Genomic DNA, 21,497 nt, shown 5'->3' on the forward strand with positions numbered 1-21,497 from the left:
GGCCGCGGGCCCCGACGCGCCCGCGGCCGAGCGGGCGCGTGGCGCGGACGCACCGGGCGGGTGGAACGCCTCCGGGTCCTGATCCGAACGGCAGGACCTAATGGCGGGCCAGCAGGGTGCGCACCCCGTCGGAGTTCAGGGTCAGCCCGTGCGGCGAGGCGGCGTCTATGGAGAGCGTGAGCTCGTCCGTGGGCCACTGGGAGGCGAGCGCCCCGAGCGGCACGAGCCGGTATCGGGAGACGAACGGCAGCAGACCGGCCATTTCCGTCTCCGAGGTGAACACCGGGACCGTCTGCTCGCCGTCGGGCTGCTCCAGGACCGGCAGGGCCACGGCGTAGGGGTCGACGGCTTCCTCCTCGGCGACGTCGTCCGGCACGGGGACGAGCACGTCGCTCCCGGCCAGCGTGTCCAGCGCGTCCGAGTCCTCGGCGTGCACCGCGAGAGTGTCGAGTGCGGCCTGAGCTGCGGTCGGTCGGTGGTTCTTGTCGGGCGTGTTCATGGCGGATCCCCAGATAGTGGCGGGCGGGCACAGCCCGGAACCGCCGGCTCCGGGCGGGTCCCGGTCGCGTACCCATCCGGCGTCGGGCCATGCGTCATCCGTGCCTGCGATCGGCAGGTGCCTCACCGGCCGCCGAGGTCCCTGCCGACCGCGGGCACGGTGACACGCGACGGAGAGCGGGCGGTGGCCCCGGGATTTCCCGGGGCCACCGCCCGCTCAGGTCCGCGCGGCGTCAGGCGGCCGCGCGATCCCTGCGGCGCATGGTGAGGTACGTGCCGGTCGCACCGACCGCCACGAGGGCGCCCACCGCGACGCCCAGCGGGAGCGCGGGGAACGACGACGCGTCCGTGGTCGCCGCCGTGTTCTGCATGGCGGGACCGGGGGTGATGCTGGTGGCGACGGCCTTCACCGGGTGGATCGGGCCGACCGACTTCACCGAGCCGTCGGTGTTCAGGAGCACCTGCTTGTTGTTCGGGTGCCGGAAGTCGAACATGCTCCCGAGGGAGCCGGCAGCGGCGTCGAAGGAGTGGTCACCGATCCGGCCCGTGTGCCAGTTGTCCTCGATGAAGCGGATGATCGACGACTGGTCGGTCCGGGTGTGGTCGACCTTGTTGACCTTGCTGTACGGGGAGACCACGAGCAGCGGCTGGCGCGTGCCCGGCCCGCAGCGGTCCGCGTAGCCGCCCGTCGCCGCCGGTCCGGCCTGGCAGGCCGGGCTGTCGGTGGTCTTGCCGTTGGAGCCGACCGAGGTGTCCTTGGAGCCGTTGCCCGGCTTGGCGTAGGCGTGGTCGTACCAGCCGTCGGAGTCGTCGTAGGCGATGACCACGGCGGTCGACTTCCACTGCGGCGACTTCTGGATCGCGTTGATCTCGTCGACCAGGAAGTGCTGCTCGTCGATCGGGTCGGAGTAGGCCGCGTGGCCGTCCTGGTACTCGGCGGCCTTGAGGAAGCTGACCGCCGGGAGCTTGCCCGCCTTGAGGGCGGCGCTGAAGTCCGTCAGGTCGTAGTTGTGGTTCGCCTGTCCCTGGTGGCCGATCTCGTCGACGTTGCGGGGCGGCAGGTGGTGCGGGTTGGACGTCGACTTGTAGTACTCGAACGGCGAGTGGTGCGGGCTGTAGTCGATGGCCGCGGCACCGCCGACATTGGTGTGAGTGGTGTCGCACTTGGCGTAGTGGCCCTGCTGGCCGTCCCACGGGGTGGACGGCCGGAAGCCGCCCTGGAACCAACCCCAGCTGACGTTCTTGGAGTTGAGCACGTCACCGATGTTGCGGCCCTGCATCGCGGCGAGCGCGTTCGTGCTGGTGTGGTCCTTGCCGGAGCAGTCGTCGTACGCCGGGTCGGGGTCGTTGACGACCGTGCCGACACCCTTGGCGTCGGGCGACTGGACCGTGTAGGAGTCCGGCGTCGTGGTCTGCTTGGGGTGCTCGGTGCCGGACGCGGGGTCCATGGAGACGACACCGTGGGTCTGGCCGGAGACCAGGTTGAGCGCGCCGGGCGTGGACGGGCCGTAGACGGAGCTGTAGGAGCGGTCGCCCAGAGAGTAGTTCTGGGCGTAGTTCCACAGCGCGGTGACGGTGTTGCCGTCGTAGTAGTCCATCACCAGGCCCGGCTCGCCGAACAGGTTGCCGGAGCACTTGCCCGAGTCCGTGTTCTGGACGAACTGGTCGTTCTTTCCACCGTTGTTGGCGTACTGCTCGGGCCCGTAACCGTGGTTCTGGTCGCAGGTCACCGCCTGGGACGGGGTGAGCCGCTTGGGCGCGTACTGGTTGGGGTTCTTCGTCAGCAGCCCGGCGGTGCGCAGGTTGTCGACGTCCTTGGGAGTCTTCTTGGACGCCGTGAACTTGGTGCCGTCGCTGTTGGCGGCCTGCGGGTAGGTCGCGAAGTAGTGGTCGAAGGAGACGTTCTCGTCGAAGAGCACGACCACATGCTGAATGGGCGTGGCCGTCGAGGAGTGGCTCTGCCCGTGGCCGTGCCCGGCCGGCGGGGCGGCCCACGCCGGCACATTCGCGCCGAGGGCCGTGAGCGCGGCCGCGCCCAGGAGCGCGCCAAGGCCCCTCATCGTTGCTCTTCTTCCCCTGCTGGCCATGCTGATTCACCTTCCGGACACGAACGTCGTTGCGCCGTACGGTCAGGGATGCTCCGCCGGACGGGCGGCACGGCGCTGGAGCGGCGATGTCGCACACATGAACAGCGGGTCAGGGAAGCAGGGGAAAACCTTGACCGTGTATTGACCAACAAACCCGGAAGTTGTCTGAACAGGTTCAGGCCATCAAGGCGCGCCCGTACCAGTCCGCATCGTCCCGCACACCCGGCAGCGCGAAGAAGTAGCCGCCGCCGAACGGCTTGATGTAGTCGGTGAGCGGCTCACCCGCGAGGCGCTTCTGGATGGTCTCGAACTGACGGGTGAGGTCCTGCTGGTAGCAGCAGAACAGCAGTCCCATGTCGAGATTGCCGTTGCTGTCCACGCCCCGGTCGTAGTTGTACGCACGGCGCAGGATCCGCTGGCCGGTGGTCCCCGGTGTGCGCGGATTGGCGAGGCGTATGTGGCTGTCGAGCGGGATGACATCACCCTTGGGGTCGCTCGGGTAGTCGGGGGTGTCGTGCTCGGCGTTCCCGTCGAGCGGCGCACCCGATTCCCGGGCCCTGCCGAACATCCGCTCCTGTTCGCTCAGGGAGACCCGGTCCCAGAACTCCACGAGCATGCGGATCAGCCGTACGACCTGGTAGCTGCCGCCCTCCGCCCAGTCCGGCTCGCCCATGCCGCGGTCCACCCAGATCAGGCGGTCCATCTCGCGTGCGTCGGAGGGGTCCGGGTTGGCGGTGCCGTCCTTGAAACCCATCAGGTTGCGCGGGGTTCCGCTGGGCCGGGGCGGGCTGGAGAACCCGTCGAGGCGCCAACGGACCTGCATGCCGCCGCGGGTGTGCCGCGCGATGTCCCGCAGGGCGTGCAGCACGGTGTCGGTGTCGTCCGCGTGCAGTTGGAGGCTGAGGTCGCCGTGGCACCATTCGGCGCGGAGGTCGTCGTCGGGGAAGGCGGGCATCGTCGCGAGTCTGCGCGGGCGGCGCGGGGCCAGACCGAAGCGGTCGTCGAAGAGCGAGGCGCCGACGCCGACGGTCACCGCGAGCGCGCCGGACGGCAGACGGTCGCCGAGTACACCGGAGTCGGCGGGCGGCCCGGTGATACCGAGGGCCGGGGGCGTTCCGCCCGCGGTCAGGAAGCGCGCACGGTCGGTCAGGGTGCGCAGCAGCTCACCGAGTTCCGCGCGGTTCTCGGCGGTGACGTCGAGTGCGGTGAACGCGGTGACCCGGCGGGGGGCCGCGATCACCGACTGCTGGTGGGTGCCGTGAAACGGCACGACGGGCGGTGCGCCCGTGGCGTCGGCGGTGGGCGGGGCCGCCGCACCCCCGGCGGCGAGGCCCGCACCGGCGAGGGCGGCCCCACGCAGAAAGCCGCGCCGTCCGAAACCACCCGTTGCGGGCCCGCCGTTCACACGGTCCTCCGGGGGTCGCAGAGCGTCGCCACCGAGGCCAGCCGCTCGACCAGGTCGTCGAGAACGGCGTCGACCTGCTCCCGCTGGGTGCGGTCGAGCCCGGCGAGCGGGGTCCACCGGTCGCCGTGGTGGAAGCCGTCCAGGGTGCGTTGCGCGCGGTCCAGGTCCCCCTCGAGAACGGGCAGGTCCGCATAGCGCGAGGCGAGCAGGGGGTGCAGCCGGGACAGTACGGCCCGGGTGCCGTCGACGCTGGCGCGGGCGGTGGCGAGGCTGGTGCCGCTGCCGTAGTCCGTCCGCCCGGTCAGCTCGAACTGCACGGTGTTCTCCAGGATCTCGTGCGCCCGCAGACCCAGTTGCGCCGGGTCCATACGGGCCTGCGCCCACTCGTCGCGCAGATCGCGGACGGCCTTGGTGAGGGCGGCCGCCGGGGCGCGGAGCTGCTGCGCGGACCCGCCGTGCCACAGCCCGTACTCGACGCGGTGGAAGCCCACGAAGGACGGGTCCTTCACACCGCCGGGCAGCCCCGCGTCCGTTCCGTTGATCTGTGCGTCGGCGTCGCCGAAGGCGTCGTACGCGGCACCGAGCCGCTCGTACTCGAGGTGCGCCGGCAGCCAGGCCTTGCGGGCCGCGCCGAGGTCGCCGCGGTCGATGGCGTCCTGCAGCCGCCCGGTCAGCCGCACCACGTCGTCCAGGCCCCCGCCGACCCACTTCTGGTAGTCGATGGCCAGGGGGATCAGATCGTGCTCGGTGACGGGGACAGCGGCGGGGCCGGGCCTGCCGCCGGTGGTGACGCGGACCGTGGGGCCGGTGACCGCGTCGGCGTCGTCGGGCAGGCAGGTGAAGGCGTACGAGCCCTTGCCGAGCCGGACGGTCAGCGAACGGGTCGTGCCCGCGGCGAGGCCCTCCAGCTCTCCGTACACGGCCCGGCTGCGGGGATCCTCGAGGTACACCTCCGCCGGACCGCTCGAGGTGTTGTGCAGATCGAAGACCTGCAGCCCGGGAACCGGACTCGTCCAGCCGCGGCCGCAGCCGCTCGGCGACACCTCTACGGCCGTGTGCCGGAGCCCGTCGCCGGCGGCCCGCGCGTGCCGGGCTCCGCCGAGCGTGGTGATCAGCAACGCCGCCACCAGGACGAGGGTGAGCAGGAGCCCGCCCCCGGCCCAGACGCGGCCCCTCCGTGAGGTGAGGCCGGGCACCGGCATTCCTCCGCGCCTCCCCGAACGACGTGCGAACGTACCCGCGCGCCTTCGTACGGCGCGACCACCTCATGCTAGGCAGCGCTTCCCGTCCGGAAAGCCCCCGGCAGGGACTGACACCAAGAGTTCCCTCGCGGTTCACCGGAGGCTCGCCCGCCGAAGGGTCCGGCACAGCGACCCGGACCCGTGCCGATGACCCCGTGCCGCGGTCATCCCCGCGGACCACTCCGCCGTGCCGTGCACCCGAGCGCTTCGTAGGCTGGTGGCCCGGCGGCACGTCATGGAGGTCTGCGATGCCCCGCAGCATCTGGTCGGGAGCGATCAGCTTCGGCCTGGTCACCATCCCGGTCGACGTGGTGCCCGCGACCGAGGACCACAGCGTCCGCTTCCACCAGTACCACCTGCAGGACATGGGCCGGGTGCGGGTCCGGAAGTACTGCGAGATCGAGGACCGCGAGGTCCCGCAGCAGGAGATCGGCAAGGGCTACGCGCTCACCAAGGACCAGGTCGTCCCGGTGCTCGACGAGGAGTTGCGGGAGCTGCCCCTGCCGACGGCGAGGGCCATCGAGATCGTGGCGTTCGTGCCCGCCGGGTCCATCGACCCGCTCCGCATCGGCGAGGGCTACTACCTCCAGGCCTCCGGCACGGTGGCCGCGAAGCCGTACGCCCTGCTGCGCAAGGCGCTGGCGAGGACGGCGAAGGTCGCCGTGGCGAAGTTCGCCTGGCACGGCAGGGAGAGGCTGGGTCTGCTGCGGGTGCGGGACGAGGCGCTGGTGCTGCACTCGATGCGCTGGCCGGACGAGATCCGGGACCCGGCCGAGTTGGCACCGCCGGACATCCGGCTCTCCGACGGCGAGATCACCGAGGCACAGCATCTGATCGACCGGATGACCCGCGACGACCTCGAAGGGCCCGACTTCGCCGACCACTACACCGAGGCGCTCGAGCAGGTGATCGAGGCCAAGCGTGAGGGGCACGCACCGCCCGAGGCTCCCGAGTCCGCGGGCGAACCCGGCAGGGTGCTCGACCTGATGGCCGCACTGCAGGCGTCGGTGGCCCGGGCGAAGGCGTCCCGCGGTGAGGCTCCCGAGGCCGAGGTGCACGAACTCCCGAAGGAGACCACCGCCGGCGCCAAGGCGAAGAAGGCACCTGCCAAGAAGACAGCCGCGAAGAAGAGCACCGCCAAGAAGACAGCCGCGAAGACCACGGCGACGAAGGAGACGGCGAAGAAGACAGCCGCGAAACAGCCGGCCCGCCGACGGCGCAGCGCATAGCCCTACCGGGACGGGCCGGTGCGTACCACCGCCCGGCTCCCTCACCGCCCCCCGGCCTTGCGGCCACGGGCGGCGGGGTGAGGACCGTGACGGCCGTACGGACTGCCGCCTGCCAAACCGCCCGTCAGGGGCGGTGGGCCGCAGTGGCGGAGCGGGTGTCCGCCGCGGTCGCCGTCCGCCCCGACGCGCCGTGATCGGACAGGACCAGGTCCTTCGCCCTGCGGAACTCCTCGTCCGTGATGTCGCCGCGGGTGCGCATCTCGGACAGCCGGACGAGTTCGTCGGTGCTGCCGAGGCGCCCGCCTTCCGCCACGGTCCGACGGATATAGGAGTCGAAGGCCTGCTGCTGGGCGCGCGCCTGCGCCACCTCCCGGCGGCCCATGTCCTTCCCACGCGCGATGAGGTAGACGAGAACGCCCAGGAAGGGGAGCACGACCACGAACACGAGCCAGCCGGCCTTGCCCCAACCGCTCATGGAGTCGTCGCGGAAAACGTCGAGGACGACCCTGAACAGCAGGACGAACCACATGACCAGCAGGAAGAACCACAGCATCGTCCAGAAGGCGCTCAGCAGTGGATAGTCGTAGGCGAGGTATGTCTGCGCGACCATGTCTCTCCTCCGTTCCGGGCTTTCGCCCGCCTGTGCCGTCTTCAGGGTGCGCGCGGCGGAGACGGCGCGGCCTCACCCGGCAGGGGTGAGCGTGGGCGCCGCGAGCGCTCTTCGCGGCCGGCCCGCAGCGGTTGCGCTCATCGGCCGCGCCCAGCGCAGACGGTGTCCCGGCCCTCGGCCGGCACCAGGGGCCGGACGCGACCGTCTCGCCGGGGCTGCACCGGCCGCGGTGTGAACGCGGCCGCCACATCAGCAGCGGGAGCGCGGTGCGGAAGGCCCCGGCTGCCGACCGGACGGAGCCCGCCAGGATCTCGGGCGCCATCGGGCGGGACAGCAGCCGGGCGGCCGTGCGCTTCGGCGTCCGCTCGCGTGCCTGCGGTCCCCGATCCGGTTCCGCGGTCATGGCTCAGGGAGCCACCGTCGGCGGCGGGCCGCGACCCCGGCGCCCGCCCGCACGTCCCACGCGCGGGCGGACGCGGGCGGCCGAGGTCGGCGGACGTCGTGGGGGCCCTGAAGCGGATCACACCGCCGTCGCGCCACCGGACCGCCGGCCGGAGCCCGCCCTGCGCAGTGCCGCCGACCACGCGAAGGCGACCACCAGCTCCGCCACCCCGAGCAGTACCAGCCACAGGCCGAGCAGCCGCGCCAGGACGACCGCGGACCCGATCGGCAGGGCGAGCACCACGATCCCGGCGACGATGCCGAGTGCCGCCGTGCCGAGGACGAACCCCCGGTGCGGCAGGTTCCGGTCGCTGAAGGCCGTGCAGGCGCTCAGCATGCCGGTCACGAGCCAGGCGACCCCGACGATGAGGGACAGCGCCGCGACGGTCTGCAACGGGTGCCGCAGACACAGCACCCCGGCAAGGACGAGCAGCACCGCGACCAGCAGGCGCGGCACCCGTTCGTCGCGCTCCTCCAGCGGGAAGGCCGCGACGAACCGCAGCGCCCCGGCCACGAGAAGGGACAGCCCGACGAGGACCGCCAGCACGTGCAGGGTCCCCCTCGGCCAGGCCAGCACCATGATGCCCGGTATCAGTGCCGCGAGCGCCGAGCCCAGGACCAGGGTCCACGAGGCGGCGAGACCCACCCGCAGGACCCCGCGGTCGTCGTCCGCGCGGTGCGCGGTGCCGTCGGACACGTGCTCCGGCCCGGTGCGCGACGCGGGACCACGGGGTACGGTCATGGCTCCTCCTGGCGCGATCGATACGGGTCAGGGCCGGTTCGCCGGGGGCGGTGTGCGGACCCGTGCGGACCAGGGTCACGCTCGTCCGGCGCATGCCGGGTCACCCATGGCGGGTGAGGTGGTCGTCCGGCCGCTCGCGGCGGTGCTCACTCCGGCAGCCGGTGCATCTCCACGACGCGCAGTCCGAGCGACCGGCACCGGGCCAGCAACCCGTACAGGTGTGCCTCGTCGACGACGGGCCCGACCAGCACGGACTGTCCGGAGAGAACGAGGTGGTCCATTTCCGGGAAGGCCTCGGTGAGGGTGTCCGACAGCTGCCCGTCGACGCGGATCTCATAGCGCATGAGCTGCTCTCCCTCGGCTGGACTCGGGCGGCCGCAGCGCGCCCCGTCCGCAATGCTCCGGCCCGGCCCACGGCTCGGCCTCACCTGGGGAAGGTGAACCGTGAGGGGACGGCCCGCCCCGGTCTCAGTCCTTCAGGACGATCTTGCAGACGATGATCAGCAGCCCGAGCAGGAGATTGACCGCCGCGCTGACGATCACCAGTCGCCAGGAGGCGCCCGCGGTGCGTGCCGCGGCCGCCGACCAGCCCACCTGCCCGGCCACGGCGACGGCGAGCGCGAGCCAGGCCCCGCCGAGGAGGTCAAGACCCAGGAGCGGACTGACGATCACAGCGGCGGCGGGCGGGACCGCGGCCTTGACGATCGGCCATTCCGCACGGCAGACCTGCAGCACGACCCGGCGGTTCAGGGCCTGCTGCGCCAGGCGGGCGCCGAACAGCTGGGCGTGCACATGCGCGATCCAGAACACCACGGCGGTGCTCACCAGCAGCACCACCAGCTCGACGCGCGAGAACACGCCGGCCGCACCGGCGCCCACCACCACGGAGGCGGCGAGCAGCGATCCGTAGACGCCACCGGTGAAGTCACCACGGGCGCGCGGCTCGGTGGGGCCTGCCGTGGGCTCGGAGTGTTCCGCCTCGGACATCACAGCCTTCCTGGGGGACCGGCTGAAAGTCTGCGTGCACCGCGACGCCTCGACCAGGACCCGGCGGGCCCCGGGCCGGGTCTTCACCTCACCGGACGATCCCGCCGTCGTTCGGCGCGAACCGGCCGAACCCTTCCCCCGGCGGCCCTGCGAACGGCCGCCGCCCCCGCGGACCCACGCATACGCCGCGCCACGGCAACGGAACCCTGACGACCTGCCCGCACAACCCTGCGTTTACCATATGAGCGCCGCCTAGCTCGAAAGATAAATCTGTGACTGTCAACGACGACTCGTTCACCAACTGGAAGAACCGCGAGGAGATCGCGGAGTCGATGATCCCGATCATCGGGAAGCTGCACCGGGAGCGGGACGTCACGGTCCTGCTGCACAGCCGTTCCCTGGTGAACAAGTCGGTGGTCAGCATTCTCAAGACCCACCGATTCGCACGGCAGATCGCCGGGGAGGAGCTCTCGGTCACCGAGACCTTCCCGTTCCTCAAGGCGCTCGGCACCCTCGATCTCGGCCCGTCCCAGATCGACATCGGCATGCTCGCCGCGATGTACAGGACCGACGACCAGGGCCTGTCGGTCGGGGACTTCACCGCCCGGGCGGTGGCCGGGGCCACGGGTGCCGACAAGATCGAGCACGGCGAGGGACGCGACGTCGTCCTGTACGGTTTCGGCCGCATCGGCCGGCTCGTCGCCCGTCTGCTGATCGAGAAGGCCGGCTCCGGCAACGGTCTGCGGCTGCGCGCCGTCGTCGTGCGCGGCGGCGGTGACCGGGCCGCCGAGGACCTCGTCAAGCGGGCGTCCCTGCTCCGCCGCGACTCCATCCACGGCCAGTTCCAGGGCACGATCACCGTCGACGAGGCGAACGGCTCGATCATCGCCAACGGCAACACCATCAGGGTGATCCACGCCGACGACCCGGCCGAGGTCGACTACACGGCGTACGGCATCAAGGACGCCGTCCTCATCGACAACACCGGCAAGTGGCGTGACCGCGAGGGTCTGTCGAAACACCTGCGTCCCGGCATCGACAAGGTCGTGCTGACCGCGCCCGGCAAGGGCGATGTGCCCAACATCGTGCACGGCGTCAACCACGACATGGTGAAGCCCGACGAGCGGATCCTGTCCTGCGCGTCCTGCACCACCAACGCGATCGTGCCGCCGCTGAAGGCGATGGACGACGAGTACGGCGTCCTGCGCGGCCATGTGGAGACCGTCCACTCGTTCACCAACGACCAGAACCTGCTGGACAATTACCACAAGTCCGAGCGTCGCGGCCGCTCCGCACCGCTCAACATGGTGATCACCGAGACCGGTGCCGCCTCCGCCGTCGCCAAGGCGCTGCCCGACCTCAAGGCGCGGATCACCGGCAGCTCGATCCGCGTGCCCGTGCCCGACGTCTCGATCGCGATCCTCAATCTCCAACTCGCCCGTGAGGTCACCCGCGAGGAGGTCCTCGAGTACCTCCGTGACGTCTCGCTGACGTCGCCGATGCGCCGTCAGCTCGACTTCATCAGCGCTCCCGACGCCGTCTCCAGCGATTTCATCGGCTCGCGCCACGCTTCGATCGTGGACGCGGGCGCCCTCAAGGCCGAGGGCGACAACGCGATCCTCTACCTCTGGTACGACAACGAGTTCGGCTACTCCTGCCAGGTCATCCGCGTCGTGCAGCACGTCTCCGGGGTGGAGTACCCGACCTACCCGGCCCCCGCGGCCTGATCCCGGCGCTCGACTCCCGGTCCGGTCCACCGTCGTACGGGGCCCGCGGCCGGGACCGGCGCACCGAAGGCGGGGGACGGCGGCTGCCGCCGAGGCTCCCCCTCACCGGCACAAGACGGCTGAACTCGCCTCTTCACCAGGGGAGTTCAGCGATGTTTGCGCCAATGTTCAGTCACGCGGCTCGTCCTGCGCACCGACTCCTTGCGAGAATCACGGCGCCCGGGTCACTCCCTCCCCAGGAGACCCCGGGATGTACCCCGTCCTCAGACGCCCGCAGGGAGTTGACGTGCGCGATCAGGTACCCCCCACAGCACGGCGCAGAAGAACTCCGTCCGTCCCCAGGCTCTCGCGGCGGCTGCGCCGCTCCGCGTTCGCGAGCGCCCTTGCCGCCATCGCACTGGTCGTGGCGCTGCCCGCCAGCGCCCAGGCCAACGTTCTGCAACTCCTGCCCCAGAACGCCGACGGTCTGGAGCAGTCCTTCTCCCCCGCCTACGACTACGACGGTGACGGCTGCTACGCCACCGCGGCCATCGGTGTCGACGGCACCATCAACCCGGGTCTGAAGCTCGGCGGCGACGTCAACGGGCACTGCCACGACTACGCCCAACTGGCCAACGCCAACACCTACTCGCGCGAGAAGTGCAACAACGGCTGGTGCGCCGTGGTGTACGCCAGCTACTTCGAGAAGGACCAGGCCACGCTGGGTCCCGCGGCCATCGGCCACACCCACGACTGGGAGCACGTCGTGGTGTGGATCAACAACAACGAGGTCCAGTACGTGTCGGTGTCGCAGCACTCCGGCTACCAGGTGGCCGGGCGTTCGTCGGTGCGCTTCGACGGGACCCACCCGAAGATCGTGTACCACAAGGACGGCGTCTCCACCCACTGCTTCCGGTTCGCCAACACCAACGACGAGCCGCCGGAGAACGCCACGGGCGGCTGGTTCTACCCGCGTCTGGTGGGCTGGAACGGCTACCCGGCGGGCTTCCGCGACAAGCTCATGAGCGCGAACTTCGGCGAGGCCACCATCAAGATCAAGGACGGCGACTTCGAGTACGCCCTCGCGCACTCCATGCCGTCCGGGATCCCGTTCGACCCGAACGCCTGACGAGCACACATCGAGGGGCCCGGTCGCAGCCACCGCGGCCGGGCCCCGCGACGTGCACCACGCGGCGAGCACGGCAGGCGTCCCGAGGAGACGGCGGGTCAGGAGGCCGGTTCGCGGGCCGTCCGGGCCGCCGCCGGATCCAGGTCTGTGGTCTCGGGCCAGGAACTGCGCGCCAGAACCGCCCACCGCGAGCACCCCGGCGCCGACGAACAGAACGAACCGGCGCCGAAGTTCCTGCCATCGCGGCGGGCGCGGTCGCCGACGCCGCGACCAGGAATGCGCCGTGGCTGCCGGAGGAGTCCGGGGTGGTGGAGATCCTCGAGCGGACCTGCGAGCGGCCGTGACGCACCGGCCCCCGCACGATGGCCGTCCGGGTCCGGTCGCGGTGACGGGCCTGGACGCCGGGGACCGACCGGCCCAGGGGGCGCACCCGCCGGCCGGTCCCGCGTCCGTGTCACGTGCTGCGTCGCCCTCGGCTCACGGTGGCCGCCGCTCGCCGAGTCAGGCGGTGTCCGCCCGTGAACACGTTCATGGAGTACCGCCGACATCGGTGCGAGCCCGCCTCGGGGCCGGCCGCGGGGCCGACGGTCGGCGCCATCTCCCCAGTCGGCAAAGCCTCGTGAGGTCGTCGACCCCGCTTTGTCTACAGTATTTCGTATGCGGCTGACAAGGGAAGAGGCGGGACGCGGGCCGAGGAAGCCGCGGCCTGTGCGGGCTTCCGGCCGACGTGGGCGGCGTGATGGCCGACGCCCGCACCCCCTGCCGGAGTAGACTGTAGACGAAATCCAATATCGGGCGGCTCGGGCGAGCCGCTACCGAGGGGTGGAGTCATGGCCTTGCCGACCGGCGCGGTGCCGAAGGTGGAACGGCCCGGCCCGCTGCGCGAGCGGGTCTACGCGGCTCTCCTGGAGCTCATCGTCACCAGGTCACTCGAACCCGGGCAGCATCTGGTCGAGGCGGAACTCGCCGGTCACCTGGGCGTCTCACGCCAACCGGTCCGGGAAGCGCTGCAGCGCCTCGACACGGAGGGCTGGGTGGATCTGCGCCCCGCTCAGGGCGCGTTCGTGCACGACCCCACGGAGGAAGAGGCCGACCAACTGCTCGCCGTGCGCGGCCTGCTGGAAGCCGAGGCGGCGAGACTGGCGGCGGCCAACGTCACCCCGCGAGCCATCACACGGCTGCGCGAATTGTGCGCGTCGGGCGAACAAGCCCGGGAGTCCGACGATGTCGACGTCGTGGTCGCCGCCAACGCCGCCTTTCACGCCCAGGTGATGCAACTGGCCGCGAACTCGGTGCTCGCCGAGCTGTCAGCCCAGGTGGACCGCCGCGTCCGGTGGCTCTACGCACCCGTCGCCCGCACCCGCGGCGCACTCTCCTGGATCGAGCACCGCGCCATGATCGACGCCATCGAGGCAGGCGACGAACAGCGGGCTCAGCAGCTGATGCGCGCCCACACCGAGCACACCCGCGCCAGCTACCACGGGCGCGCGACATCGCAACAGTGACGGCCTCGCCACCCACCCACCGGCGTTCGCACAAGCCCGCCCGGATCTGACGCAACATTCACCCGCGCAGACATGGATACCCGTCGAGCGAGAGCGGTATACAGTATGCAATCACCCGCGAGAGGGGGGCTTCGCAGAGTCCGCCCCGCCGGCCCATGAGGCATCACCCCTCCAAGACCGCAGGGAGCCGCTCCATGCCGTTCCGCTCCGCTCTCTCCCACGTCTTGAGCAGCGCCGTCGAGCCGTCCGCCGAGGAGACCGGCGCACGCGGGAGGTTTCCCCGCGCGTCGGTCACCGCCCTCGGAGAAGCGGGGCTGCTCGGGCTCACCTCCGCCACCGATCTCGGCGGCGGAGGGCTGGGCCTCGCCGAGGCCGGCGAGGTCGTGACCGACGTGTCCCGCGCCTGCCCCGCCACCGGCGCGGTGCTCCGGTCCCACTACGCCGCCGTCGCCTTCATCGAGGCGTACGGCTCGCACTGGATCCGCCGCAAGGTCGCCGTCGGCCTGCACCTCGGCACGCTCGCCCTCACCGATGCCACCGGCACGCCGGGGGCCGCACCTTCACCGACGGCGTCGACCGCGACGCGCACCGGGGACGTGGTGACCCTGCGCGGCCGCAAACGCGATGTCGTCGGGGCGGGCGAGGCCGACAGCTACATCTGGTCCTCCCGGCCGGCACACGGTGGTGAGGGACCGGCCCTGTGGCTGGTGCCGGCGGACGCGCCCGGCCTGTTCGTGCCCGCCCGCCCCAGCGGCGACGGCCCGCGCGGCAGCGCGACGTCGACGGTCTGCGCGGATCCCGTACTGCTCCCCGCCGGCGCGCTGCTCGAACGGGACGGCGAGGCGGACGGCCTGCTGAGCACCGTCCACGCATGGCTGGCCACGATGTCCGTCCCGGGGGCTGGATCGCCCACCGGGGCACCCGGGGTCCGCGCACTCACCTGACCGTCCGCCCCGGTCCCGCACGACCGCGGTTGTCCCGTGCCGGACGGTGGACGCAGCCGAGGATAACTGCATACAGTATCCGATGAGCCTTCAGAGTCGCCAGGGGGCCACACAGGGTGAAGCTTGTATACAAAGTTCCGTATGCATTGAGAGGCGTCATGCACGCTACGAGCAGCGCGGCGAGGTGTCCGGGCTCGTCGATCACCACCCCCGTAGGGAGGAACCATGACGACGAGCGTCGGTGATGTGACGACGGAGGCCGCCATAAGTGCGATCGCGGCCGCCCATCGTGGGCAGCGCGGTCCACTCCTGCCGATCCTGCACGCCATCCAGGCCGAACTCGGCCATGTTCCGCAGGAGGCCGTCGCGATACTCGCCCGCGAGCTCAATCTGTCCCGGGCGGACGTACACGGGGTGGTCTCCTTCTACCACGACTTCCGCCCGGAGCCGGCCGGCCGCACGACCGTGCGCATCTGCCGCGCGGAGGCCTGCCAGGCCCTCGGCGCCGACGCCCTGGTGAACTCCGCCAGGGACCGGGCGGGCCTCGCACTCGGGGAGACGCGTGCCGACGGTTCGCTGACGGTGGAGCAGGTCTTCTGCCTCGGCAACTGCGCGCTGGGCCCCTCCGTCGAGGTGAACGGCGAGGTGCTCGGACGCATGAGCGCGGACCGTCTGCGCTCGATCCTGGACAAGGCGGTCTCGTCATGACACAGACGCCGAACTCCCCGGTGACGGTGTATGTCCCCCGCGACTCTGCCGCGCGGTCGGTCGGGGCGGACGCGGTGGCGGAGGCGATCCGGCGGGCGGCCGACGCCCGGAACCTGCCGATCACCCTGGTGCGCAACGGGTCGCGCGGCATGCTCTGGCTGGAACCACTGGTCGAGGTGGCCACCCCTGAGGGCCGGATCGGCTACGGTCCGGTGGCGCCCTCGGACGTGGAGGACCTGCTGGCCGCGGGCTTCCTGGACGGCGCGGACCACCCGCTGCGGCTCGGTGCCGTGGACGAACTTCCGTGGCTGGCCCGCCAGAACCGGGTCACGTTCACCCGGGTCGGGATCACCGACCCGATCTCCCCGGAGGACTACGAACGCCACGGCGGCCTCGTCGGACTGCGCAGAGCCCTGGACCTGCCGCCCTCCGACGTGGTCGCCGCCGTCACCGAGTCCGGTCTGCGCGGCCGGGGCGGCGCGGGATTCCCGGCCGGCATCAAGTGGAAGACCGTGCTCGACTGCGCCGACGCGCTGAAGTTCGTCTGCTGCAACGCCGACGAGGGCGACAGCGGCACGTTCGCCGACCGCATGGTCATGGAGGGCGACCCGTTCATGCTCATCGAGGGCATGACGATCGCCGCACACGCGGTCGGCGCACGCGAGGGCTATGTCTACATCCGCTCGGAGTACCCGGACGCGGTGGCCACGATGCGCGCCGCGATCGCGATCGCGCGCGATCGCCAGTGGCTCGGGGAGCGCATCCTCGGCTCGGACCTCACCTTCGATCTGCAGGTGCGCGTCGGCGCCGGCGCGTACATCTGCGGTGAGGAGACCTCCATGCTGGAGAGCCTGGAGGGCAAGCGCGGCGTCGTCCGCGCCAAGCCGCCCATCCCCGCCATCGAGGGGCTGTTCGGCAAGCCGACCGTCGTCAACAACGTCCTCACCCTGGCCACGGTTCCGGTGATCCTCGCCGACGGGGCGAAGGCGTACCAGGAACTCGGCGTGGAACGCTCGCGCGGCACACAGGTCTTCCAGCTCGGCGGCAACATCGCGCACGGCGGCATCGTCGAGACGGCGTTCGGCGTCACCCTCCGCGAACTGATCGAGGACTACGGCGGCGGGACGCTCAGCGGACGGCCGGTGCGCACGGTGCAGGTGGGTGGTCCGCTGGGCGCCTACCTGCCGACGTCCCAGTTCGATCTGCCCATGGACTACGAGGCGTTCGCCGCGGCGGGCGCCATGCTCGGCCACGGCGGTGTCGTGGTCTTCGACGACACCGTCGACATGGCGGCGCAGGCCCGCTTCGCGATGGAGTTCTGTGCCGCGGAGTCGTGCGGCAAGTGCACACCGTGCCGGGTCGGTTCGGTACGCGGCGTCGAAGTGATCGACCGGATCGTGGCCGGCGAGCAGCGCGACGAGAACCTCGCTCTGCTCGAGGACCTCTGTGAGCTGATGACCGACGGATCGCTGTGCGCCATGGGCGGGTTGACCCCCATGCCGGTGCGCAGCGCCGTCACACACTTCTCCGACGACTTCCTCGCGAGGGGGGAGGGCACGGCATGACCCTGCTCAAGGAGCCCGACTTCGGAACCCCGGAACGGCCCGGCGAGGCCACCGTCACGGTCGAGGTCGACGGGCTGCCCGTCACGGTGCCCGAGGGCACCTCGGTGATGCGCGCGGCGGCGCAGGCCGGGATCGACATACCCAAGCTCTGTGCCACCGACAGCCTGGAGCCGTTCGGCTCCTGCCGGCTGTGCGTGGTGGAGATCGACGGCCGCCGCGGCACCCCGGCGTCCTGCACCACACCGGTCGCGGACGGGATGTGTGTACGCACCCAGACGCCGAAGGTGGAGAAGCTCCGCCAGGGCGTCATGGAGCTGTACATCTCCGACCATCCGCTCGACTGCCTCACCTGCTCGGCCAACGGCGACTGCGAACTGCAGGACATGGCGGGCGTGGTGGGGCTGCGCCAGGTCCGTTACGGGTACGAGGGCGAGAACCACCTCGACGCCGCACCGGACCTGAGCAACCCGTACTTCGACTTCAACCCGGCCAAGTGCATCGTCTGTTCGCGGTGCGTGCGCGCCTGCGGAGAGGTCCAGGGCACCTTCGCGCTGACCATCGAAGGCCGCGGCTTCGACTCCAAGGTCTCCCCCGGTGCCGGTGAGTCCTTCCTGGACTCCGAGTGCGTCTCCTGCGGCGCCTGTGTCCAGGCCTGTCCGACCGCGACGCTTCAGGAGCGGTCGGTCGTCGAACTCGGCATGCCCTCCCGCTCGGTGGTCACCACCTGCGCGTACTGCGGAGTGGGCTGCTCGTTCAAGGCCGAGCTGCGCGGCGACGAACTGGTCCGGATGGTGCCCTACAAGGACGGCGGGGCGAACGAGGGCCACTCCTGTGTCAAGGGCCGTTTCGCCTTCGGCTACGCGACCCATCCCGACCGCAAGCTCAAGCCCATGGTCCGCGAGAGGACCACAGACCCGTGGCGCGAGGTCGAGTGGGACGAGGCGATCCGGACGGTCGCCGAGAAGATGCGCGCCATCCAGGACGCCTACGGCCCGAGCTCGATCGGCGCCATCAGCTCCTCGCGGTGCACCAACGAAGAGGTCTACGTCGTCCAGAAGATGGTGCGCGCGGCGTTCGGCAACAACAACGTCGACACCTGCGCCCGGGTCTGCCACTCCCCCACCGGTTACGGGTTGAAGCAGACCTTCGGGGAGTCGGCCGGCACACAGGACTTCCGCTCGGTGGCGAAGGCCGACCTCATCATGGTCATCGGCGCCAATCCGACCGACGGTCACCCCGTGTTCGCCTCGCGCATGAAGAAGCGGCTGCGCGAGGGCGCCCAGCTCGTCGTGGTCGACCCGCGACGTATCGACCTGGTGCGCTCGCCGCACATCCAGGCGGCCCATCATCTGCAGCTCAAGCCCAGCACGAACGTCGCCGTCATCAACGCCATGGCGCACGTGGTGGTGACCGAGGACCTGGTCGACCGCTCCTTCGTCGATGCGCGGTGCGAAGGGTTCGACGACTGGGCCCGGTTCGTCGCCCTCCCGGAGAACAGCCCGGAGGCCACCGAACCCGTCACCGGCGTCCCCGCGGACGAACTGCGGGCCGCCGCCCGGCTGTACGCGCAGGCGTCCAATGCGGCCATCTACTACGGTCTCGGTGTGACCGAGCACAGCCAGGGCTCCACGATGGTCATGGGGATGGCGAACCTCGCGATGGCCTGCGGCAACATCGGCCGGGACGGCGTGGGCGTCAACCCGCTGCGCGGTCAGAACAACGTGCAGGGCTCCTGTGACATGGGCTCCTTCCCGCACGAGTTCACGGGCTACCGCCATGTCTCCGACGACGCGGTGCGCACCGTGTTCGAGGAGCTGTGGGGCCGTTCCCTGCTGCCCGAGCCGGGGCTGCGGATCCCGAACATGTTCGACGCGGCGATCGACGGGTCCTTCCGGGGCCTGTTCGTCCACGGCGAGGACATCGCGCAGTCCGACCCGAACCTCCAGCACGTCAGCGCGGCGCTGGCGGCGATGGACCTGGTCGTGGTGCAGGACCTGTTCCTCAATGAGACGGCCAAATTCGCGCACGTCTTCCTGCCGGGCGCCTCGTTCCTGGAGAAGGACGGCACGTTCACCAACGCCGAGCGCCGGATCAACCGGGTGCGGGCGGTGATGAAGCCCAAGACGGGCAAGCACGAGTGGCAGATCGTCAGCGAGATCGCCACCGCCATGGGCTACCCCATGGCGTACGACCACCCGAGTCAGATCATGGACGAGATCGCGCAGGTCACACCCACCTTCAAGGGGGTCTCCTTCGAGCTGCTCGACAAGCTCGGCAGCGTCCAGTGGCCGTGCAACGACGAGGCCCCCCAGGGCACTCCGACGATGCACGTCGATGCCTTCGTCCGCGGCAAGGGCAAGTTCGTCGTCACGGCCTATGTGCCGACGGACGAGCGGACCACCTCGCGCTTCCCGCTGGTGCTGACCACGGGCCGCATCCTCAGCCAGTACAACGTGGGAGCGCAGACGCGGCGTACGGGCAACGTGGCATGGCACCCCGAGGACCTGCTGGAGCTGCACCCGCTGGACGCCGAGAACCGGGGCATCACCGACGGCGATCTGGTGACGCTGGCCAGCCGGGTCGGCAGTACGACACTTCGGGCCCGGATCTCCGACCGGATGCCGCCGGGCGTCGTCTACACGACGTTCCACCACCCGGTGACCGGCGCCAACGTGGTCACCACCGAGAACTCGGACTGGGCGACCAACTGCCCCGAGTACAAGGTGACCGCGGTGCAGGTGGGCCTCGCCCACCCGCTCGAGCGGCACGCCGGCGAGTCCCTCGGAACCGAGCGGCTCGCGGCGGTGGACTGAGATGGCCGCCGCCGTGCCGTCCGAGCAGCGGATGGCGAACCAGATCGCCGCGAACTTGCGGCATGTACCCGGTGACGAGGCCGCGGAGGCGATCGCGGGCCACATCCGCCGGTTCTGGGACCCCCGGATGCGTGCCCGGCTGCTGGAGCTGGTGGAGACCGGGGCGGACGGCCTGGATCCCGTGGTCGTCGTCGCCGCGCGGCGGCTGACCCCCTCGCAGGAGACCCCCACGGGCTGACCGGCGAGCCTCTCCGGCATACGACACCGCCTCACCCCCCTTCCTGCCGAAGGGGGGTGAGGCGGTGTCGTATGCCGGGAGCCCGAACGCTCAGGCGGCCGCGACGCCGTCCAGGCCACGGCTGGTGACCAGCCGGACCCGTCCGTCGCCGAGGTGGTAGGAGAGGCCCACGACGGCTGCCCGCCCGCCGACGAGGGCGGGTGAGCGGTTCTGCAGCAGATCCACGGTGTGCCGTATGTGCTCGTCCACGATGTCGGCCTCCTCGCTCAGCCCCGCGGCGCGCGCGGTCAGCACGCTGGGCGTGACGCGCTCGACGACGTCGCGGACGTATCCGGACGGGGCCAGGCCCTCCGCGAGAGCCGTGCGTGCCGCGCGGATCGCACCGCACGCGTCGTGACCGAGCACAACGACGAGCGGGCAGCCCAGCTGTCCCGCTCCGTACTCGATGCTGCCGAGCACCTCGGGACCGAGCACATGTCCCGCGGTACGCACGACGAAGAGGTCGCCGAGCCCGCGGTCGAAGATGATCTCCGCGGCCAGTCGTGAGTCGGAGCATCCGAAGACCACGGCGAACGGATGCTGACCGGGTGCCAGGGCGGCGCGGCGTGCGGCGTCCTGGTTGGGGTGCTGCGGATCTCCGGCGACGAAGCGCTGATTGCCCGTCAACAGGATGTCGAGGGCCTGGGCGGCGGAGGGTGTCTGGTTGTGGGCCATGGAATCAGGATGCGTAGACTCCATACAGTATGCAATACCTGTGCAGCGGTGGTTCACATCAAGCCGGCGACCGTCCTGCCGCACACCGGCGCACGCCGACCGGGCAGATACCGAGGAGCGGATACGTCCGGGCGGAGCCGACGGCGCACCGCGGCACCCCTACGCCCCGGACGCCCTTCTCCGGCACTCCGGACACCCGGACACCCCTGCGGCATCCCGACCGCCCCGGACGCCCTCCTGCGGCGGGAGGACGCCGCTCACGGGAACGCAGGCGAAGGGCGGGGCCGCCGCCCCGCCCTCAGTCCAGCGGCCGGGCACCGTCGCGTCCGGCCGCTTCGGGCGTTCCGCACACCCGCGTCATCCCGGGCCCATGACGCGTCACGGGGAGCTCCACCGCGACACACCACCCTGCGGCGTCGCGTCGTATCTCCATCCGCGCCGCGAGCGCGTCGATGATCGCCAGGCCGCGGCCGTGCTCGTCGGGGTCGGTGTCCTGGCCGGGACGAGCGGGGCGACGTCCCCCTCCGTGATCACGCGCCCGCACCCGCAGGACCTCCGGCCCGAGGTCCAGGCGCAGCGTCAGCCGCCGGTGGCCGTGCTCGGCGGCATTGGCCGCCAGCTCGTCGACGACGAGGACGGCCGTGTACCTGTCGTCCGCGCAGAGGTCCCAGCGGCGGAGCAGCGCCTCGGCGATGTGCCGCGCACTGCGCACCGACGCCGGCCGGGCGGGCATGACGAGCAACGCATGCCGGGCGGGGTCCGGCTGAGCGGCGGCCGCCGGGCCGTGCGCCACCGCCGCCTCGCGGGCCGGAGTCCCGCTCTGGACGTGATCCCACATGTTGCCACCAGAAAGATTGAATACCGTATACAGTATTCTACTCCCCTGTTCGGGCTCGCGGGAACCCACAACGGAAAGCCGGCCCTGGCCGATGGCC

General features: G+C 71.1%; 19 protein-coding genes. 9 read left to right on the plus strand and 10 right to left on the minus strand.

The genetic code is table 11. The features are described 5' to 3' along the window. Nucleotides 1-97: 97 nt before the first annotated feature. The 4 genes from ACSHXN_RS06325 to ACSHXN_RS06340 all read right to left on the minus strand — a co-directional run bounded on the left by ACSHXN_RS06325 (nucleotide 98) and on the right by ACSHXN_RS06340 (nucleotide 5,192). Nucleotides 98-499 carry an SseB family protein gene (locus ACSHXN_RS06325; RefSeq protein ID WP_355129891.1) on the minus strand — a complete coding sequence of 134 codons (402 nt, stop codon included), beginning with the start codon at nucleotides 497-499 and terminating at the stop codon, nucleotides 98-100. A 232-nt stretch (nucleotides 500-731) separates the two neighbouring features. After that, nucleotides 732-2,558 (minus strand): phospholipase C, encoded by a 1,827-nt coding sequence (locus ACSHXN_RS06330; protein WP_355129889.1) that lies wholly within the window; start codon nucleotides 2,556-2,558, stop codon nucleotides 732-734. A gap of 202 nt (nucleotides 2,559-2,760) precedes the next feature. Further along, entirely contained in the window at nucleotides 2,761-3,990 is a 1,230-nt protein-coding gene (gene efeB, locus ACSHXN_RS06335) for an iron uptake transporter deferrochelatase/peroxidase subunit (protein ID WP_355129887.1), read from the minus strand. After that, a complete protein-coding gene (locus ACSHXN_RS06340; RefSeq protein ID WP_438302783.1) occupies nucleotides 3,987-5,192 on the minus strand; it encodes an EfeM/EfeO family lipoprotein in 1,206 nt (401 codons plus the stop codon). The genes efeB and ACSHXN_RS06340 overlap by 4 nt, the downstream gene beginning before the upstream one ends. Nucleotides 5,193-5,479: 287 nt before the next feature. Here ACSHXN_RS06340 and ACSHXN_RS06345 point away from each other — a divergent pair, with 287 nt between their 5' ends. Next, entirely contained in the window at nucleotides 5,480-6,460 is a 981-nt protein-coding gene (locus tag ACSHXN_RS06345) for a Ku protein (protein ID WP_438302784.1), read from the plus strand. 124 nt (nucleotides 6,461-6,584) lie between these two features. On the opposite strand, the gene ACSHXN_RS06350 is transcribed toward ACSHXN_RS06345, so the two are convergent. The 4 genes from ACSHXN_RS06350 to ACSHXN_RS06365 all read right to left on the minus strand — a co-directional run bounded on the left by ACSHXN_RS06350 (nucleotide 6,585) and on the right by ACSHXN_RS06365 (nucleotide 9,240). Further along, nucleotides 6,585-7,070: an SHOCT domain-containing protein gene (locus tag ACSHXN_RS06350; RefSeq protein WP_355129881.1), complete on the minus strand. Its 486-nt coding sequence runs from the start codon at nucleotides 7,068-7,070 to the stop codon at nucleotides 6,585-6,587. Between the two features lie 520 nt (nucleotides 7,071-7,590). Next, the gene (locus tag ACSHXN_RS06355; RefSeq protein ID WP_355129877.1) at nucleotides 7,591-8,253 is read right to left on the minus strand and encodes an HdeD family acid-resistance protein; all 663 of its coding nucleotides are present in this window, start codon (nucleotides 8,251-8,253) and stop codon (nucleotides 7,591-7,593) included. A 146-nt stretch (nucleotides 8,254-8,399) separates the two neighbouring features. Continuing rightward, nucleotides 8,400-8,597, minus strand: coding sequence for a hypothetical protein (locus tag ACSHXN_RS06360; protein ID WP_059127895.1), 198 nt, complete (start codon nucleotides 8,595-8,597; stop codon nucleotides 8,400-8,402). A gap of 124 nt (nucleotides 8,598-8,721) precedes the next feature. Further along, a complete protein-coding gene (locus ACSHXN_RS06365; RefSeq protein WP_355129874.1) occupies nucleotides 8,722-9,240 on the minus strand; it encodes a hypothetical protein in 519 nt (172 codons plus the stop codon). 272 nt (nucleotides 9,241-9,512) lie between these two features. Here ACSHXN_RS06365 and ACSHXN_RS06370 point away from each other — a divergent pair, with 272 nt between their 5' ends. The 8 genes from ACSHXN_RS06370 to ACSHXN_RS06405 all read left to right on the plus strand — a co-directional run bounded on the left by ACSHXN_RS06370 (nucleotide 9,513) and on the right by ACSHXN_RS06405 (nucleotide 19,848). Then, nucleotides 9,513-10,967, plus strand: coding sequence for a glyceraldehyde-3-phosphate dehydrogenase (locus tag ACSHXN_RS06370; RefSeq protein ID WP_438302785.1), 1,455 nt, complete (start codon nucleotides 9,513-9,515; stop codon nucleotides 10,965-10,967). Between the two features lie 286 nt (nucleotides 10,968-11,253). Continuing rightward, the gene (locus tag ACSHXN_RS06375; RefSeq protein WP_403851228.1) at nucleotides 11,254-12,075 is read left to right on the plus strand and encodes an NPP1 family protein; all 822 of its coding nucleotides are present in this window, start codon (nucleotides 11,254-11,256) and stop codon (nucleotides 12,073-12,075) included. Nucleotides 12,076-12,905: 830 nt separating this feature from the next. After that, nucleotides 12,906-13,580, plus strand: a complete 675-nt coding sequence (locus ACSHXN_RS06380) for a GntR family transcriptional regulator (protein WP_355129870.1) — start codon at nucleotides 12,906-12,908, stop codon at nucleotides 13,578-13,580. 194 nt (nucleotides 13,581-13,774) lie between these two features. Further along, nucleotides 13,775-14,524, plus strand: a complete 750-nt coding sequence (locus ACSHXN_RS06385) for an acyl-CoA dehydrogenase family protein (protein ID WP_438302786.1) — start codon at nucleotides 13,775-13,777, stop codon at nucleotides 14,522-14,524. 225 nt (nucleotides 14,525-14,749) lie between these two features. Further along, nucleotides 14,750-15,232, plus strand: a complete 483-nt coding sequence (locus tag ACSHXN_RS06390) for a formate dehydrogenase subunit gamma (RefSeq protein ID WP_383354337.1) — start codon at nucleotides 14,750-14,752, stop codon at nucleotides 15,230-15,232. Continuing rightward, entirely contained in the window at nucleotides 15,229-16,797 is a 1,569-nt protein-coding gene (locus ACSHXN_RS06395) for a formate dehydrogenase beta subunit (RefSeq protein WP_383354339.1), read from the plus strand. The genes ACSHXN_RS06390 and ACSHXN_RS06395 overlap by 4 nt, the downstream gene beginning before the upstream one ends. Next, a complete protein-coding gene (gene fdhF, locus ACSHXN_RS06400) occupies nucleotides 16,794-19,610 on the plus strand; it encodes a formate dehydrogenase subunit alpha (RefSeq protein WP_355796825.1) in 2,817 nt (938 codons plus the stop codon). The genes ACSHXN_RS06395 and fdhF overlap by 4 nt, the downstream gene beginning before the upstream one ends. A 1-nt stretch (nucleotide 19,611) precedes the next feature. Next, nucleotides 19,612-19,848, plus strand: a complete 237-nt coding sequence (locus ACSHXN_RS06405; protein WP_356114076.1) for a formate dehydrogenase subunit delta — start codon at nucleotides 19,612-19,614, stop codon at nucleotides 19,846-19,848. 90 nt (nucleotides 19,849-19,938) lie between these two features. Here the strand turns inward: ACSHXN_RS06405 and ACSHXN_RS06410 are convergent, their stop codons facing one another. After that, nucleotides 19,939-20,562: a carbonic anhydrase gene (locus tag ACSHXN_RS06410; protein WP_355129858.1), complete on the minus strand. Its 624-nt coding sequence runs from the start codon at nucleotides 20,560-20,562 to the stop codon at nucleotides 19,939-19,941. A 298-nt stretch (nucleotides 20,563-20,860) separates the two neighbouring features. Further along, on the minus strand, nucleotides 20,861-21,400 hold the full coding sequence (locus ACSHXN_RS06415) for an ATP-binding protein (RefSeq protein WP_355129856.1): 540 nt from the start codon (nucleotides 21,398-21,400) through the stop codon (nucleotides 20,861-20,863). Nucleotides 21,401-21,497 lie beyond the last annotated feature (97 nt).

It is taken from the genome of Streptomyces sp. HUAS TT11 (assembly GCF_051553595.1).
Classification (GTDB): domain Bacteria; phylum Actinomycetota; class Actinomycetes; order Streptomycetales; family Streptomycetaceae; genus Streptomyces.